Below are 16,845 nucleotides of genomic sequence, written 5' to 3' on the forward strand. Positions count from 1 at the left end.
ACAGCTTTGTTATGGGCATTTATTTTCCAATATAAATATCTCTTTTTAGCAATTTACTTCTTTCAATTTGAACATAATCTCCTTCAACAATATCAAGATTATTAATAACTCCGTCTCCGTTCATATCTTTGTATTTTAAGCCTCCAATTTCAACATTTTCTTGATATGGAACATTAGAAGTATGAATAGTATCTTGAGCATTCATAAAAACCCCATTAATTACTAAACCATTTTTAAGATTACTAAAATCGTCTTTTGTTGCAATAAGCAAATAATTGCCTGCCTTGATATTATAGAAACTCACAATCCCATTTTCATCGCTTGTTTCTTTGTAAGTTTCTTTTTTTCCTGCAATGCTATTAGTGCCATCTATTTCAAATAGTTTTACAGGTACTTCTGAAATCGAAGATAGAGTTGAAGAGCTTGATGTCCAACTGTTAGCGTTATATATTGTCAGTTCTAATGATTTTTTCTGATTCGGGGTACCTTCTTTTGTTAATGTTTGCACATACTCTCTAATAATAAGAGTATCTTGTTGTGCCAGTGAGAATTGAGGGTTATTTTTCAAACGATTATTGATGCCTAAAAAAGTGATGAATTTAGGAGAAGATGTTAGATAACCTAAATCTGTCAGCAAGCAATAATCAACAAAAGGCATAATTAGCTCATCTGCATCTTTCTCTATGTAGAAGCAAGTTTTTTGTTCAATTTTTTTTGAATAACCAGTACTTAATGGAGTAGTGCTTTCTTCATACAAGAGAGGAATAAAACTTAAAAATGAGGTGTCAGTAAAGTTAGCTGTTTTATCAAAATCAGAGTGTATTGATGGATAATAGGTTGTGATTTCGTTTTCTTCCCAATAATACAATGAATTTAGACTTTCTATAGAAAGCGTGTCGGAAATACTTGAACCTTTTTCCAAGAAAACTTGGTATTTATTCAGAATGGTTGCGCAAACATCCTCCTCTTGCCTTATTGTTGTATAATTTGGAAGAACGCTTTCGCTTTTAGTGATTAATGAATTTTTTATTTCTTCATTTTTTATTTCACCTTCAATTGTAAATACTCTATAGCCAATTTCAGTTACAGTTTGCGTGTAATAAATTTCAGGATATTCTAACCCATTCTCTTGTTTTTCACACGATAATATAACTATCACCGTAGACAAAATAAAAATTAATCTTTTCATGGTTTTCGGTTTTCTTTATTAATTGCCCATAACAATATCATAAACGCATTGTCCAAAAAATACAGAAAGCGACAATTGCGTATATACTTATTTCTTTACTGTCTCAATTCATTCCTATTCTCAGCTCTGAATTCCCCTGTTCACCGTTGCAAAAGCTTGGTTGGGCGCAGGGTAAAGTTTAGGCTGCGCGCACCCCTTTGGTTATTTGACAATGGCTTGTACCGTTGCTTTCGACATACCAACCTCTAATGCAGCAGTATTGATTCCCTGGTACGCATTACATGAGAAAATGAAAAGTAAAGTCCATAACAACAAATCTGTTTTATTAGCCCTGTTCTTTTTAGCGGTGTTATATTTTCTCATCTCTTCTCAAAATCCCCCAACACCCCACTAAGTTAAAAATTATTTTGTTATATCAGCTGAATGGTTTGACGATTAAACCATTCCCGTCCACCAACCCGCACCCCACAAAAAAAGGCCCCCGTGAGGAGGCCTTTTTTTAGATTTTAGATTTCGCTGATTTTTAAGGAAAGGTGATTTTTCTAAATCGGAAGGTCTTGTTCCGATTCGGGCACAAAACTAGACAAAAATTAACAATGAACAAAAGGTTTAATACCTTATTTTTTGTGGTGGGGGTAGTTTTTTTGTGGGGAGGCCACGTGAGCCGGGACTTGCAAGGGTCCCGGCTCCAGGGCTTTTGGTGGGGTTCAGCTGTTTTCGGCGGCGCGTTGGCTTTCGAGGTCGGCGATGATTTGGGTCATTTTTTGGTCGCTCAGCTTGTAAAAAATCATGAATAAGCCTGAAATTAATGCAGCGGCGGCGGGTACGATGCCCATCATGTATTTGATGCCTTTAAGGGTTTCGGGGCTTTGGGCGGCGTTGGCTTCGAAGCCGTAGATGGCCAGGAGCCAGAGGGTGAGGGAGCCGCCGAGGGTCCAGCCTAGTTTTTGGGTCATGCTGCTGGCGGAGAATACGAGGCCGGTGGCGCGGCGTCCGGTTGTCCATTGGGAGTAGTCGGCGGCATCGGCGTACATCGACCACAGCAGGGGGAAGATGATGCCGGCGCAGAAGCTGATGAGGGCTTGCAGACTGTAAATGAGCAGGAGGTCGCCTTTGCTGGTGAGCTGGAATACTACGCTGAGGGCGGCGGCGGCAAACATGGCGAACATAAAGGTGCGGCGCTTGCCGAGGAGGGCGGATATGGGCTTGGCCATGATGACGCCAATCATGTTGGTGGCCTGACCTAAAAACAGGTAGAAGGTGCTGTAGGCGATGGTCATTTTGGAGAAGTGGATGGCCGATTCGCGTACGTGGTCGTCGGCTATGTAGTACTTAAAGTAGTACATGGCTACGCCGTCGCGCACGGAGTTGAAGATGAGGGTGGCTACGCCGGCGCCCAGAAGGATGAACCAGGGGCCGTTTTTGGCCAGGTTGCGGAGGTCTTCTTTCAGGTTGTTTTTCTGCTCTTTGGGTGGGGTGATGCGCTCGCGGGTCCACGAAAAGGTGAGCAGGAAAAAGCCTACGGCGATGCTGCCGATGACGACCATGGTGAGCTGGTAGGCGGTGGGCAGGGCTACGGAGCCGGCAAAGAAGTCGACCATGGGCTGAAACAGGGCTACGACCAGCAGACTGCCGCCAAAGGCGAAGACCATGCGGTAGGAGGCGAAGCTGGTGCGCTCGTTGCCGTCGGCGGTCATTACGCCGAGCAGACTGGCGTAGGGTACGTTAATGGCGGTGTAGGCCATCATCATAAGGGTGTAGGTGATGTAGGCGTAAACGATTTTGCCCTGCAGGTCGAGCTGGGGGGTGGTGAAGAGGAGTACGCCTATGAGGGCGAAGGGTCCGGCTATCCACAGCAGGTAGGGGCGAAATTTGCCCCAGCGGGTGTTGGTGCGGTCGCTAATGATGCCCATGAGGGGGTCGTTGGCGGTGTCCCAAATGCGGGTGACTAAAAACATGGTGCCGGCGGCTGCGGCGGGTATGCCAAATACGTCGGTGTAAAAAATGGCGAGGTAAAAGGTGAAGATTTTCCAGAACATGGAGGAGGCGGCGTCGCCGAATCCGTATCCGATTTTTTCTTTGAGGCTGACTTTTTGGGGCTTCATCATTTTCAGGCTTTATTTAGGCGTTGGTACATTTCCATGAGGGCGCGGGTGTTGTGATAGGGGCATTTCCAGAAACCGGCTTTGGGGTCGGAAAGCACGGGCTTTCCGTCGGGACCAATGCGCAGGAACCATTCGCCGCCGCGGGTGTCTATCAGCTTTTCGCGGATGTAGTCCCAAAGTACTTCGGCCTGCTGCAGGTAGCGCGGGTCGCCGCTTTTTTGCCAGGCGTCGGTAAAGCCTACCATGGCTTCGGCTTGTACCCACCAGTGGCGGTCGGTTTCCAGGTGATTCGAAGATAGTTCTTTTTCGTAATACAGTGAGCCGTCGGGGGCCAAAGCTTCGTTGAGGGTGGCTTGGGCCAAGCGCTGACTCAGGTTTTTTACTTGGCCGATGAGGTCGGGCTTCCCAAGGATTTCGGCGGCTTCGTTCAGCAGCCAGGCGCCTTCAATGTCGTGCCCGTAAGATACCATGCTGGAGCGTACGCTCCAATCGTGGTCAAAAAACAGGTGGAAGTGGCCGCTTTGGGGGTCGGTAATGTGGTCGGTGAATACGCGCAGGAGGCCTTCGATTTGCTGTGCCAGACGGGCATCGGGCCATACGCGATAGAGATTGGTGTAGGGTTCGATGATGTGCAGGTGGGTGTTCATCGACTTGGGCTCGTTGGCGTCTTTGGCGCTCAGGCGCAGGTCGGCCAGCGGTCGCCAGTCGCGGTCGCGGGCTTCGAGGTAGCCGCCGTGGGTGGCGTCAAAGCTGTGCTTTTCTATCAGTTCAAAGAGCTGGATGGCGCGTTGGAGACTCTCGGGATCGCCGCTGGCGCGGTAGTATTCGGCCAGTCCGTAAATGGCGAAGCCCTGGCCGTAGATTTGCTTGCGGCCGTTTTTCATCTGGCCCCGGGCATCTGCGCTCCAATAAAGGCCGCCGTGTTCCCGGTCCCAAAAGTGTTGCCACAGGTAGTCGTAGGCGCGCCGGGCGCTTTGCAGGTAGGCGGGGTCTTTTAAAAAGTTGTAGGCCGAGGCAAAGGTCCACAAGATGCGGGCGTTGAGTACGAGGCCTTTTTCGGCTCCGGGTACGGGCTGACCCCGGGGGTCTAGTTCACCGTAGAAACCATCTTGCTGGTGGTCGATGCTGTGCTCCTGCCAAAAGTGGAGGATGTCTTTGTAGGCCTGGAGCAAGTCTGCTCCTACGATGCTGGTTTTTCTGCTCATGGGCGCCTGGTGCTGAGAGGTGGCAGCAGGGGCTCGGGCCCCTGCTGCTGCCATCGGTGTGAATGAATTGTGTTTATTGTGCTTTGTTCTGGTCGATCAGCCGGTTGATGCGCTGCACCGAGGCGGCGCTGCGCAGCTCGTCCTGCGGGGTGTTGATGCAGTAGTCCACCAGCTGATCGATGCTCGACAGGGCTACGTGCATGCGGGTGTCGGAGGCGGCGTAGTATATGAGTACGCGGCCGTCGTCGTCGGCTATCCAGCCGTTGGAGAAGACCACGTTGGACACGTCGCCGACCCGCTCCCAGTCCTGCGGCGCAATAAAGTGGCCGGCGGGTTTGTGGGTGACTACCCAGGGTTTTTCCAGGTCGGTCATAAACAGGTAGAGGGTGTAGCGCAGTCCCGCAGCGGTGTTGCGCACGCCGTGGGCCAGTTGCAGCCAGCCTTTGTCGGTGCGGATGGGGGCGGGACCCAGACCGTTTTTTACTTCGTAAATGGTGTGGTAGGTCTTGGGGTCTACAATCAGTTCTTCTTTGACTTCGGGCTTTTCGATGTTGGCGCAGAGGCCAAAGCCGATGCCGCCGCCTTTGCCGGTGTCGATGAAGCCGTCCTGGGGACGGGTGTAAAAGGCATACTGTCCGTCAACGAGGTGGGGGAAGAGCACGACGTTGCGCTGCTGTCCGGTGGTCGAAACGAGGTCGGGCAAGCGCTCCCAGGTGATGAGGTCCTTGCTGCGGGCGATGCCCGCAGCAGCTACTGCGCTGCTGGTGTCGCCATTGGGGGCATTGGGATCCTTCCGCTCGGTGCAGAATACGCCGTACACCCAGCCGTCGTCGTGTTTGGTCAAACGCATGTCGTACACGTTGGTGTCGGGCTCGTCGGTCTCGGGCAGGGTCAGGGGACGGTCCCAAAAGCGAAAGTTGTCGATGCCGTTGGGACTCTCAGCTATGGCGAAGAAGGATTTTCGGTCGTTGCCTTCGACCCTTACGGCCAGCAGGTACTTGTCGCCCCACTTCATGGCGCCGGCGTTGAAGGTGGCGTTGTAGCCGATGCGCTCCATCAAATGCGGATTGCGTTGGGGGTTCAGGTCGTAGCGCCAGTGCAGCGGAATGTGGTCGCGCGTTACTACGGGATTAACGCAGCGCTGGTAAATGCCGTTGCTGCTGAAGAGCACCTGGTTGGGGCGCTGGAGCAGACTTTCATGGGCTGTGCGGATCTGCTTGAGCCGCTGTTCAAATGCTTGGTTTTGCATATTTAGTTCTTGTTTTTGAATTGCTGCCAGTCGCTGAGCAGGAGGTAGCGCTCGCCGCCTACAAAGTGGCGGAAGTCGTCGGCCGCCTCATGCTCGGGATGGGGTACATAAAAGTGGCTGAGGTCGTGGTTGCGCCACACCATTACGTAAACGGCTTGCCGGGTAAGCTCCGAGGCTTCGAGCACGCCGGCCAGATTGGCACTGTACCAGTCCGCCTGCTCTATGCGGTCGAGTCCCGTTTCGGTGAGTGCCGCTACTTTGTCGGTCTTCTGCGCATACTGCACGGCTATTTCCAGTTTTTGGATGGCTGCGGACAGGCCCTCGGCGCCCTGGTTCAAATCCCAGTAGTTGTCCACCCCAACGATGTCCACATAGTCGTCGCCCGGATACCAGCTGAGGTATTCGGCTTCGGTACTGAAGTTGCGGTCGGGCGAGTAGGCCACCAGAAAATTGTCGACGCCCTGCTCGTGCAGGCGGTCGATGGTGAGGCGAAACAGGGCCTGCAGTTCTTCGGGCTCGGTGAGGGTGGCGCCCCACCAAAACCAGCCGCCGTCCATTTCGTGCCAGGGGCGGAAGATGAAGGGCAGGGTGCCGCCTTCGGGGGTGGTGAGACTCTTAAAGAAGTGGGCCAGCTGATCGACCTGGGCCAGGAAGTGGCTGTGGTGACTGCCTCCCGGAAGGAGGTGTTCAACCACGCGCTCATCTACCACCCAGGCGTTTTTGCTGGTATCCACGGGCGAGTAGGGGTGCCAGCTGAAGGTGTTGACGCCGCCCTGGGCATGCACCCATTGGGCAAAGCTGCGCATCTTGTCGAAGGGCACCCGGTCGAGGTTTCTGGTGCGACCCAGTTCCAGTCCCCCCAACTCCCAGCCAAATAGGGCGGGGTAGTCGCCGGCGGTACGTTTTACGTCCGATTGGCCTTCCTCGTACTGCCAGCCTATGCCGTAGGCCAGGTCGTCCTGGTGACCAAAAAGCAGGGCCTTGCCCTGGAGACTGCGGAGCTGGTCCATGAGGACTTCAGCAGGGCTGGGTGTTTCTGTCGGCTGGGGCGACCCACAGGCCAGGAGGCCGGTGAGTGCCACAAGCAGACTGCTGTATTTTAAATACTTGCTGTTCATGTTGGTGGGTAATAGCAGTTTGTTATTTGGGGTCGAGGACAAACATCAGTACGTCGCGGGCGGGTACGCTGCCTTTCAGTGCTTTTTTGGTGTTGCCTGCATCTTTGTGTGTCCATACGTTGCGCAAGTTGTAACGCCGGGTGGCAAAGTCGGCCTCGCGGTCAAAGACTTCGTCCACCACTTTGTGGGCCTGCCAGTCGAACTGCAGGGGCAGATCCTCATCGCCCCGATTCAAGAACATGACGGCCCAACGGCCCTCACTCAGGGGCTTAAACCAGGTCTCCAACTGGCCTTCTGCGGCGTAGCGGAAGCCTTGAATGGCCAGGGGATCCTGGTTAACGGCAATGACTTCGCCGTTGGTGAGGATGGCGTGGGTTTCGGGCGACATGTTGCGGATGTCGTTGCCGGCCATCAGCGGGGCCGACAGCATGGCCCAGATGGCAAAGTGGGCACGGTCTTCGTTTACGCTCATGCCGTTGCCTACCTGCAGCATGTCGGGGTCGTTGAAGTGACCGGGTCCCTGGTACTCGCGGATTTCGAACTCGCGGTGCATGTCGAGTATTTTTAAGATGCCCCAGGACGACCAGTCGCCGTGACTGTGCTCACAGTCCCAGCAGTTGTAGATGTCGCCGGTGGTGCGCCAAAGATGGCCTACTTCTTTGGCCCAGGTCCACGGTTCGTTGTGGCCCCAGTCACACAGACTGAATACGATGGGGCGACCGGCGGCTTTCAGGGCTTCGCTCATGGTGGTATAGGCGCCCACCCCACTCAGGCCTTCGGTGTCGCACCAGTCGTACTTCAAATAGTCGATGCCCCACGAGGCGTAGGTCAGGGCGTCCTGGTACTCGTGGCCCCTGCTGCCGGGGTAGCCGGCGCAGGTGGTATTGCCGGCATCGGAGTAAATCCCGATTTTCAGCCCCTGGGCATGCACATAGTCGGCCAGGGCTTTCATGCCGGAAGGAAAGCGCTCCGGATGGGCTTGGATAAAACCGAGACTGTCGCGCTCTCCATGCCAGCAGTCGTCGATCACGATGTATTGGTAACCGGCATCGCGGAGACCGGTGGCCACCAGGGCGTCGGCCATCTCGCGTATCATGTCTTCGTTGATGTCGCATTGAAATTTGTTCCAGCTGTTCCAGCCCATAGGGGGAGTAGTAAGCAGTCCCTCAAACTTTTGTGCCTGTGTTGCGCCTGCAAAAAGGAGGACAAGTGCCACGATGCTTAAGATTTTTTTCATTCCCGATTTTTTAATTGCTTGGTTATTAAGAATTTGGACTTTGGGTTTTGGGGAGTAAAGACAGTTGCAAAATAGAGGGAAGTCGCGCCTTCGACAAGTACAATTCGGTCACTTCCTTGTAAGATTTTAACGGGGGTGCTTTTGGGCCCCTGTTGAAAACTTAAATATTTTACGTTTAGGCTCTTGACACTTGCCGGCAACCTTTTGTCGTGTAGAATTGTTCCGGCTCTGGAGTATTTCTTATTTTTGTTTTTCACCCATTGCTTACTTTTTAGCACTTCCTTATTATGGCAAACATTCCGTTTACCCACTTACACGTACACTCTCAATATTCTATTCTTGACGGACAGGCCAGTGTGGCTGCGCTGGTGAATAAGGCGGCGGCCGATGGCATGACGGCGGTGGCGCTGACCGACCACGGCAATATGCTGGGGATTAAGGAGTTTTTTGACCTGTGTCGCAAAAAGGGGGTGAAGCCCATTATGGGGGTGGAGGCCTACGTGGCCGAACGGAGCATTGCCGATAAAAGCGATAAGAACCTCGACCGCAGCGGTCGCCACCTGATTCTGCTGGCGAAGAACCGTACGGGTTACCGCAATCTGCTTAAGCTGACTTCCATTGCTTCGGTGGAGGGCTTTTTTTACCGGCCGCGTATCGATAAGCAGCTGTTGGCGCAGTACCACGAGGGATTGATTGTTACTTCTGCCTGTCTGGGTGGTGAAGTGCCGCAGAAGATCATGAAGGGCGATCTCGACGGAGCCCGGGAGGCCATTCGCTGGTACAAGGGGGTGTTTGGGGAGGATTACTACCTGGAGCTGCAGCGGCACCCGTCGGAGGATCCGCGCATGCGCGAGCAGGTGTACGACGAGCAGGTTAAGGTGAACGAACACTTGCTGCTTTTGTCGAAGGAGATGGGCGTTAAGGTGGTGGCGGCCAACGATGTGCATTTTGCCGATGCCGATAAGGCGGAGGCGCACGACATTATGATATGCATGAATACGGGTAAGGATGTGGACGACGAGACCCGTATGCGCTATACGCGGCAGGAGTGGTTCAAGACTACGGCGGAGATGAATGCCCTCTTTGCCGATGTGCCGCAGGCTTTGGAAAGCACGCAGGAGATTGCCGCTAAGGTGGAGGAGTTCGACTTGAACTCGGACCCCATTATGCCGGAGTTTCCGATACCGGAGGATTTTGCGACCTGGGAGGGCTACCTCGAAAAGTTTAAGGAGGAGGACCTGAAGGCGGAGTTTGGGGCGGAGCGTTATGAGAAGCTGGGTGGCGATTACGAACACCTGCTGCGGGTGAAGCTGGAGGCCGATTACCTGGAGCACCTGACTTACAAGGGGGCGCATAAGTTTTACGGCGATCCGCTGGCACCGGAGGTGAAGGAGCGGATCGACTTTGAGCTGGAGACGGTGAAGACCATGGGTTTTCCGGGCTACTTTTTGATTGTGCAGGACTTTATTAATGCGGCGCGTGAGATGGGGGTGCTGGTGGGTCCCGGTCGTGGTTCGGCGGCGGGTTCGGCGGTGGCTTTTTGTGTGGGCATTACGGCGGTGGATCCGATTAAGCACGATTTGCTGTTTGAGCGTTTTTTGAATCCCGACCGTATTTCCATGCCCGATGTGGACATCGACTTTGACGATGATGGTCGCGCCCTGGTGCTCGACTGGGTGGCGCAGAAGTATGGGAAGGACAAGGTGGCCCACATTTGTACCTTCGGAACGATGGCCGCGAAGTCGGCCATCAAAGACGTGGGCCGGGTGCTGCGTTTGCCCTTGTCGGAGACCGACCGCATCTCTAAACTGATTCCGGAAAAGCCGGGGACCAAGTTGGCCAATGCCTATAAGGAGGTGCTGAAGGCCGAAAAGGAGAAGGGCTCGCTGGAGCTGGCCATGGCGGCCATTGAGAAGGCGCTGGCGAGTGCCCGGGCGCAGGAGAAGGATAAGGAGGCGTCGAAGCTCGAGATTCAGTTGCTTTTTGCGCGGGAAATGCAAAGGGGACGTGGCGAGGGCGATGAGGTGCTGCTGAAAACCCTGGAGCTGGCTTGTGAGCTGGAGGGTTCGGTGCGGCAGACCGGCGTGCATGCCTGCGGGGTGTTGATTGGGCGCGATCCACTGGATCAGCACATTCCGCTGATGCCGGCCAAGGAGGCCAACTTGCTGGTGACGCAGTACGACGGGGGCTTTGTGGAGTCGATTGGACTGTTGAAGATGGACTTTCTGGGACTGAAAACGCTGTCGATCATTAAGGAGGCGCTGGAGGCCATTAAGCTGTCGAAGAACCTCGATCTGGACATCAACAGCATTGCCGACGACGACCAAAAGACTTTTGAGCTTTTTAGTCGCGGGGAAACAACGGCCATCTTCCAGTTTGAGTCGGCCGGTATGAAAAAATACCTGCGCGAGTTGCAGCCCAACCGCTTTGAGGACCTGGTGGCGATGAATGCCTTGTACCGTCCGGGTCCGATGGAATACATTCCCAACTTTATTGCCCGTAAGCACGGACGCGAGGAAATCAATTATGACCATCCGCTGATGGAGTCGTTTTTGAAGGACTCTTACGGCATTACGGTGTTTCAGGAGCAGGTGATGCTTTTGTCGCGCAAGCTGGGAGGCTTTACCCGGGGCGAGTCCGACTCCCTGCGGAAGGCCATGGGTAAAAAGATCTTCGATATGATGGCCAAGCTCAAGGAGAAGTTTGATGCGGGCTGTAAGAAGAATCCGGAGTTCATGGCGGGTTGCGAGAGCATGAATAAGAAGCCGCAGGAGGTGATCGATAAGATTTGGAAGGACTGGGAGGCTTTTGCCAGTTATGCTTTCAACAAGTCGCACTCGGTGTGCTATGCCCAGCTGGCTTACCAGACGGGCTACCTTAAGGCGCATTATCCGGCGGAGTTTATGGCGGGGGTTTTGAGTCGCAACCTTAACGACATCAGCAAGATTACCACCTTTATGGAGGAGTGCCAGCGCATGGGCATTGAGGTGCTGGGTCCCGATGTGAATGAGAGTCACCTGAAGTTTACCGTGAACCAGCAGGGGGCGCTGCGCTTTGGTATGGCGGCCATTAAGGGCGTGGGCGAGGGCGTGGTGCTGGAGATCATCAGAGAACGGGAGGCGCGGGGACCCTTTAAGGATGTGTACGATTTTATTGAGCGCATCAGCTTGCAGGTGGTCAACAAAAAGGCCCTGGAGGCTTTGGCTGCGGCTGGGGGCTTCGACAATTTGGGCAAGACGCATCGGGCTCAGTTTTTTGCGCCCTTTGAAGGGGAGGAGGGGACTTTTATTGAGCGTTTGCTGCGCTACGGCAACCGTTTTCAGAGCGACCAGGCTTCTACGCAGAATTCCCTTTTTGGGGCCGCCAATATGGTGGTGGAGATTAAGAAGCCTGAGCTGCCCAAGTGCAACGAATACACCACGCTGGAGAAACTCGAAAGGGAAAAGGAGCTGATCGGCATTTTCTTGTCGGCCCACCCCTTGGACGATTACCGGCTGGAGCTTAGGAATTTTTGCAATTTAAAGCTGGATGCACTCAACGATTTGGAGGCGCTAAGGGGCCGGGAATTCACCACCGGGGGCATGGTGGTGGGTCTGCGCGAGGGCCTCACCAAAAAGGGCAATCGTTTTGCCATTTTAAAGCTGGAGGATTTTACGGGCTCCTTTGAGTTTGCTTTTTTTGGTCAGGATTTTGCCGATTTCTTTGGACCCATCAGTTCGGGAAAATTTTTGATGATTAAGGGAAAGGTGCAGGCGCGCAGGAAATGGAAGCCGGAGGACGAGGAGAAGCTGGAGGTGAAGGTGCACAAGGTTTCGCTTTTGTCGGAGGTGCTCGAGACCCAGGTGCACGAAATGTGCCTGCGCCTGGCTTTGCAGGATTTGAGTCATGAGGTGGTGACCGAAATGGCGCGCCTTTCGATGGAGAATGCCGGCAAGGTGGTGCTGCGCTTTCAGGTGTACGATAAGGAGGAGCCCAACCAGCAGGTGAAGCTTTTGTCGCGCAACGTGCGCGTGAGTCTCACCCCTGAGCTGCTGCGCTTCTTTGAGGACCGGCCCGAAATTTCGATGTCGCTGAGTTAGGCAGATATGCGCGAAATTACATATCTTTGAACAAGACTTGCGATAAAACGTTTATAGTGGTACTTAGGGCTGCACAAGGCAGCTGATTCGAATAAACGGAATGTATTAATCATATTAGAAAGAGAAATTATGGCACTTGAAGTAACTGATGCTAATTTTGAAGAACTGGTTTTGAAAGCAGACAAACCGGTCTTGGTTGATTTTTGGGCAGAGTGGTGTGGCCCTTGCCGCATGGTGGGTCCTATTGTGGCCGAACTCGCCGAGGAGTACAAAGACACTGCGGTAGTTACCAAAATGGATGTGGACAGCAATCCGGAGACTTCCGTTAAATTTGGTATCCGCAACATTCCTACCATCTTGTTTTTTAAGAATGGTGAGGTGGTGGACAAGCAGGTGGGTGCGGTACCCAAAACCATTTTGGCTTCAAAAATCGATGCCCTTTTGTAGGCGGCAACCATCGTATAAAAAAAGCGGGTGCCCGGCCAAATGCCGGACACCCGCTTTTTTTATGCTTTGTTGCAAAGGGGCCCTCAGCCCATTATGGCGCCGATGATGGTGGCCGAGAGCAGGGAGGCCAGGGTGCCGGCCAACAGGGCTTTTACTCCCAGCTGCGAGAGTAAAACACGCTTGCCGGGGGCCAGGGAGCCGATGCCGCCGATTTGTATGCCTATGGAGGCCACGTTGGCAAAGCCGCAGAGTATGTAGGTGGCCATTACAATGGATTTGTCGTGCATAAAACGGCCGGCTTCTTTGAGTTCGCCGAGACTCACATAACCGAAGAATTCGGTCATGATGAGTTTTTCGCCCAGTACGCGGCCCACCAGATCGATGTCGGCACCCGGTACACCCAGCAACCACATGAGGGGGGCAAAGAGGTAGCCCAGCAAAAATTGCAGGGAAAGCTGGTCGTAGCTCCCGTGGGTGGCCGAGGCAATAAGGTCATTGAGTCCCGTAAGGTTGCCCAGCCAGCCAAAGAGGTAGTTGAACATGGCAATGAAGGCAATGAAGACCAGCAGCATGCCGGCTACATTCACGGCCAGTCGCACCCCTTCGGTGGTGCCGTTGGATATGGCGTCGAGCACGTTTTTGCCGATGCGGTCCTTGCTCACTTCCACTTCCTTTTCGATGTTCTCGGTCTGGGGCAGCAACATTTTGGCCACCACCACTACGCCCGGGGCTGCCATGATGGATGCCGCCAGCAGGTGTTTGGCGTAGAGCAGTTCCTGAGCCGGATCGCCGCCGCCCAAGACTTTAATGTACACGGCCAGTACGCCGCCGGCCAGGGTGGCCATGCCGCCGGCCATCACCAGCAGCATTTCGGAGCGGTTCATTTTCTCTAGGTAGGCCTTGATCATGAGGGGCGACTCGGTCTGCCCCAGAAAGATGTTGCCGGCTACGGAGAGACTCTCGGCTCCCGACAGGCGCAGGAGTTTGGTCATACCCAGAGCCAAAAAATACACCACTTTTTGTATGACGCCGTAATAAAACAGGATGCTGGTCAGGGCCGAAAAAAAGATGATGGTGGGCAATATGGTGATGGCAAAATTCACGAGCGAGGATTCTATTTCGCCGCTGACCATGCTGCTGAACAAAAATTCGGTACCGGCTTCGGTAAAGCTCAGAATTTTCACAAATACCCGTCCCACAAAGTCGAACACCCCTTGTACAAAGGGCAAATACAGGATGCTGAAGGCCAGCACCACCTGAAGACCCAGTCCCTTAGCCACCACGCTCCAGTTGATGGCGCGCCGGTTGCTGCTCAGCAGCCAGGCCAGACCAATAATTACGCCCATGCCCAACAAACCGCGCAGAATGCCGATAAAACTCAGTCCCACAGCAGGAACCGTTACATCTGCCCCGTTTTGGGCCATCAGCAGCCCACTCGTGGCCAGGAGGGCAAGCAATGCCAGACTTTTTTTCATAATCTTTCGTCAAATAGTCGTTGAAAGTACAAAAAAAATGGAATGCTGCGCCGGATTTTCCTCAGCTGTTTGCGGATTAAGCCAATATTTAGGTTAATGGACTAGTCTGAATTGGAACTTTAAATCGAAAGAATAGGGTGGAATTTGAATAGGTATTGGAATTACTTATATTTGTCCATAAAAATCACTTGTCCACGGGCCGTGGACAGGAAAAAAAATGGACGTCATGAAGACTGAAATTGTAAATGTGGCGCTTGATAGTCTGCGAAGGACTGCCAGAATTGGAGGTCTTTGGGTGGAGGCGACAGAAGGGGGATTGGATGGACAGCTGGTTTTTAGTGTTGAAAACCAGCCTGTTAAATTTAATGTAATCATACGAAAGGAGTTGCGAAACCATCACTTGCTTCAGGTTGAAAAGGATGCGAAGCGCTTTTCACCTCTTATGATTGTTGCTGAATATCTTTTCCCCAAAGTAAAGGACGCTTTGCGGGAACATAATCTGGCCTATTTGGAGGCCAACGGAAATGTTTTTTTTAATGAAGCCGGGCGTTATTTTTTTATCGATACGCAAAGCAGGAGACAAGTAAAAGAAGATAAAGGAAACAGGGCTTTTACCAAAACCGGCTTAAAGGTTTTATTCCATTATCTGATTGACCCCGGTTTATTAAACCTTCCGCATCGCGAAATTGCTGCAATCGCCAGGGTGGCTCATGGAAATATTGCTTATGTGCATAACGGTTTAAAGGATTATGGCTTTTTGCTTAAGGTCCAATCCCAGGAGCTGAAATTGATTAAGAAGAAGGAGTTGTTTGAGAAGTGGATGGTGGCTTATCAGGAAAGCCTTCAGCCTTCATTGAACATGGGACGATTCCGTTTTTCCAATGAATCATTCTTTTCGAACTGGAGTGCTATAAAACTGGATGAAGAAACAACATGGTGGGGAGGAGAATCTGCTGCCAGTTTGATGACCAATTATCTCAGGCCGGGGCTGCTTACCTTATACACATTGAAGAGCCGGGAGGAATTGCTGCGTGAGTTCAGGTTGATACCGGACAAGGATGGGAATGTTGTTATTTATAAGGCGTTTGGGGATATGCAAGGGGTGAAGGTTAATAACTGTGTTCATCCCCTTTTGGTGTACGCCGATTTAATGAATGCCAATGACAATAGGTGTAGAGAAACAGCGGAACTGATCTGGAATCAATATTTAGAGCATGAGTTTTAAAGACTTAAGTCCCTGGTTTAAAGAGGTGTTTGTTCTCATTGACGCAACTTGTGCTGAAATGGAAGTGCCACTCTATTTGATCGGTGCTCAAGCCCGACACTTTCATTTGGTTGAAAAGGGCATAAGGCCAGGAAGAGGAACAATGGATATAGATTTTGCCATTATGCTTCCTGATATTGCTACTTACGACCAGGTTTTTGCAATTTTGATGGACAAGGGTTTTAGAAAAGTCATGGAACCTTATCGCCTGATACATGATTCAACAAACGCGGTGATAGACCTGCTCCCATTTGGTGAAGTGGAAGAAATGGGCACTGTGAAGTTTACTGATCGGAGAACGGAAATCTCGGTGGTGGGCTTCCGGGAGGCCTTAAGGAGGCCGGATATAATGAAGCTGGATGAAGAAACGCTGATTCAAGTTTCTCCTTTGGAAGGGCTTTTAATCATGAAATTGGTGTCATTTAAGGAAAAGCCTGATCGGACGAAAGACCTTGATGACATTTACGAAATTTTATCCCACTATTTTGAATTGAATGATGACGCTTTTTACCAGAATCCACCTGAATTTTTGGATGAACTTAGTGAAATCGACTTCCAATTAGAAGCTGGAGCATGGTTAGCAGGCCGGGATATTGGGCAGCTACTTGGTAATAATCCTTTAAAGAACCAGATTCAAGCAACTCTGCAAGATGAAATAGATAATGAAGCAGGAAGAATAAGTAGACACTACTATAACAAGGCTTATTTCGATGACATTGAAAAAGTGAAGCGGGTTCTCAGCCTGGTGTTAAGGGGTCTTAATTAGACTTTATTTCTCGCGGCGTTTGATTTCGTCGCGTATTTCGGAGGCTTTTTCGTAGTTTTCTTCGCCTACGGCCTGGTCGAGCATGGTCTGGAGTTCCTCGAGGCTCTTGTTGGCCAGGGGACTGCCGGAGCGGGGCGTGCCTGCGGGACGGGGCGGGGTGGTTTTGGTGCTTTCTTTGCTGTCGCCAAAGTCAAGCACGATGCCGGCCTTGGCCAGAATGTCTTCGTAGGTGTAGATGGGGCAGTTGAAGCGCAGGGCCAGGGCTACCGCATCGGAGGTGCGGGAGTCGATGCGCACGATGTCTTCGCCTTTTACGCAGACGAGCTCGGAGTAGAAGATGCCTTCTTCGAGTTTGTAAATGACCACTTCGAGCAGCTGTACTTCAAAGGCTTTGGCAAAACTCAAAAACAAATCGTGGGTGAGGGGGCGCGGGGGTTCCAGTCCCTCCAGTTTAATGGCGATGGATTGCGCTTCTACGCCGCCTATGATGATGGGGATGCGTCGTTCGCCTTCCTCTTCGGCCAGCACCAGGGCGTAGGCACCCGATTGGGTTTGCGAATAGGATAGTCCGAGTATGTTGAGTTTTATTTTCTTTTTGTTCATGTAACGGTCCTTTTCTGCCTGAGTCAGCGCATACGTATATCGGGGATAAAATCCCTGTTTGAGCAAATATAGGAATTTAGTTTTAAGTTGACTAAGTCTCCCAACATA

Annotated in this window: 12 protein-coding genes; 4 read left to right on the forward strand and 8 right to left on the reverse strand. The window is 52.1% G+C overall.

From position 1 onward, the window contains the following. Positions 1-19 precede the first annotated feature (19 nt). From B4W65_RS12820 to B4W65_RS12845, 6 genes are all read right to left on the reverse strand, one after another. Complete coding sequence (locus tag B4W65_RS12820; protein ID WP_088655565.1) at positions 20-1,189, reverse strand: hypothetical protein; 1,170 nt, start codon at positions 1,187-1,189, stop codon at positions 20-22. 707 nt (positions 1,190-1,896) lie between these two features. Continuing rightward, positions 1,897-3,297 carry an MFS transporter gene (locus tag B4W65_RS12825; protein WP_088655566.1) on the reverse strand — a complete coding sequence of 467 codons (1,401 nt, stop codon included), beginning with the start codon at positions 3,295-3,297 and terminating at the stop codon, positions 1,897-1,899. A 2-nt stretch (positions 3,298-3,299) separates the two neighbouring features. Continuing rightward, positions 3,300-4,553: an AGE family epimerase/isomerase gene (locus tag B4W65_RS12830; RefSeq protein WP_262487819.1), complete on the reverse strand. Its 1,254-nt coding sequence runs from the start codon at positions 4,551-4,553 to the stop codon at positions 3,300-3,302. A gap of 19 nt (positions 4,554-4,572) precedes the next feature. Further along, a complete protein-coding gene (locus B4W65_RS12835) occupies positions 4,573-5,748 on the reverse strand; it encodes a glycoside hydrolase family 130 protein (protein ID WP_088655567.1) in 1,176 nt (391 codons plus the stop codon). A gap of 2 nt (positions 5,749-5,750) precedes the next feature. Further along, positions 5,751-6,866: a glycoside hydrolase family 26 protein gene (locus B4W65_RS12840; protein WP_088655568.1), complete on the reverse strand. Its 1,116-nt coding sequence runs from the start codon at positions 6,864-6,866 to the stop codon at positions 5,751-5,753. A 22-nt stretch (positions 6,867-6,888) separates the two neighbouring features. Continuing rightward, entirely contained in the window at positions 6,889-8,103 is a 1,215-nt protein-coding gene (locus B4W65_RS12845) for a glycoside hydrolase family 27 protein (protein WP_088655569.1), read from the reverse strand. 287 nt (positions 8,104-8,390) lie between these two features. Here B4W65_RS12845 and dnaE point away from each other — a divergent pair, with 287 nt between their 5' ends. Both dnaE and trxA read left to right on the forward strand, forming a co-directional pair. Beyond that, positions 8,391-12,182: a DNA polymerase III subunit alpha gene (dnaE, locus tag B4W65_RS12855; protein ID WP_088655571.1), complete on the forward strand. Its 3,792-nt coding sequence runs from the start codon at positions 8,391-8,393 to the stop codon at positions 12,180-12,182. A gap of 129 nt (positions 12,183-12,311) precedes the next feature. Continuing rightward, positions 12,312-12,629, forward strand: a complete 318-nt coding sequence (trxA, locus tag B4W65_RS12860; protein WP_088655572.1) for a thioredoxin — start codon at positions 12,312-12,314, stop codon at positions 12,627-12,629. 83 nt (positions 12,630-12,712) lie between these two features. Here trxA and B4W65_RS12865 read toward each other — a convergent pair whose 3' ends face one another. After that, positions 12,713-14,104, reverse strand: a complete 1,392-nt coding sequence (locus B4W65_RS12865) for a NupC/NupG family nucleoside CNT transporter (RefSeq protein ID WP_088655573.1) — start codon at positions 14,102-14,104, stop codon at positions 12,713-12,715. 226 nt (positions 14,105-14,330) lie between these two features. Between B4W65_RS12865 and B4W65_RS12870 the strand changes: the two genes are divergently transcribed. Next, entirely contained in the window at positions 14,331-15,329 is a 999-nt protein-coding gene (locus B4W65_RS12870; RefSeq protein ID WP_158522849.1) for a type IV toxin-antitoxin system AbiEi family antitoxin, read from the forward strand. Continuing rightward, entirely contained in the window at positions 15,319-16,134 is an 816-nt protein-coding gene (locus B4W65_RS12875) for a hypothetical protein (RefSeq protein ID WP_088655575.1), read from the forward strand. Before B4W65_RS12870 ends, B4W65_RS12875 begins: the two co-directional genes overlap by 11 nt. 3 nt (positions 16,135-16,137) lie before the next feature. Here the strand turns inward: B4W65_RS12875 and B4W65_RS12880 are convergent, their stop codons facing one another. Next, the gene (locus B4W65_RS12880; protein WP_088655622.1) at positions 16,138-16,737 is read right to left on the reverse strand and encodes a bifunctional nuclease family protein; all 600 of its coding nucleotides are present in this window, start codon (positions 16,735-16,737) and stop codon (positions 16,138-16,140) included. Positions 16,738-16,845: the final 108 nt, after the last annotated feature.

Origin of the sequence: Geofilum rhodophaeum (assembly GCF_002210225.1) — a bacterium.
Classification (GTDB): domain Bacteria; phylum Bacteroidota; class Bacteroidia; order Bacteroidales; family Marinilabiliaceae; genus Geofilum; species Geofilum rhodophaeum.

What these genes read in the sequence shown, in the direction of transcription:
- B4W65_RS12820 (WP_088655565.1), bottom strand. Translation starts at nt 1,189, where the DNA reads ATGAAAAGATTAATTTTTATTTTGTCTACGGTGATAGTTATATTATCG.
- B4W65_RS12825 (WP_088655566.1), bottom strand. Translation starts at nt 3,297, where the DNA reads ATGATGAAGCCCCAAAAAGTCAGCCTCAAAGAAAAAATCGGATACGGA.
- B4W65_RS12830 (WP_262487819.1), bottom strand. Translation starts at nt 4,553, where the DNA reads ATGGCAGCAGCAGGGGCCCGAGCCCCTGCTGCCACCTCTCAGCACCAG.
- B4W65_RS12835 (WP_088655567.1), bottom strand. Translation starts at nt 5,748, where the DNA reads ATGCAAAACCAAGCATTTGAACAGCGGCTCAAGCAGATCCGCACAGCC.
- B4W65_RS12840 (WP_088655568.1), bottom strand. Translation starts at nt 6,866, where the DNA reads ATGAACAGCAAGTATTTAAAATACAGCAGTCTGCTTGTGGCACTCACC.
- B4W65_RS12845 (WP_088655569.1), bottom strand. Translation starts at nt 8,103, where the DNA reads ATGAAAAAAATCTTAAGCATCGTGGCACTTGTCCTCCTTTTTGCAGGC.
- dnaE (WP_088655571.1), top strand. Translation starts at nt 8,391, where the DNA reads ATGGCAAACATTCCGTTTACCCACTTACACGTACACTCTCAATATTCT.
- trxA (WP_088655572.1), top strand. Translation starts at nt 12,312, where the DNA reads ATGGCACTTGAAGTAACTGATGCTAATTTTGAAGAACTGGTTTTGAAA.
- B4W65_RS12865 (WP_088655573.1), bottom strand. Translation starts at nt 14,104, where the DNA reads ATGAAAAAAAGTCTGGCATTGCTTGCCCTCCTGGCCACGAGTGGGCTG.
- B4W65_RS12870 (WP_158522849.1), top strand. Translation starts at nt 14,331, where the DNA reads ATGAAGACTGAAATTGTAAATGTGGCGCTTGATAGTCTGCGAAGGACT.
- B4W65_RS12875 (WP_088655575.1), top strand. Translation starts at nt 15,319, where the DNA reads ATGAGTTTTAAAGACTTAAGTCCCTGGTTTAAAGAGGTGTTTGTTCTC.
- B4W65_RS12880 (WP_088655622.1), bottom strand. Translation starts at nt 16,737, where the DNA reads ATGAACAAAAAGAAAATAAAACTCAACATACTCGGACTATCCTATTCG.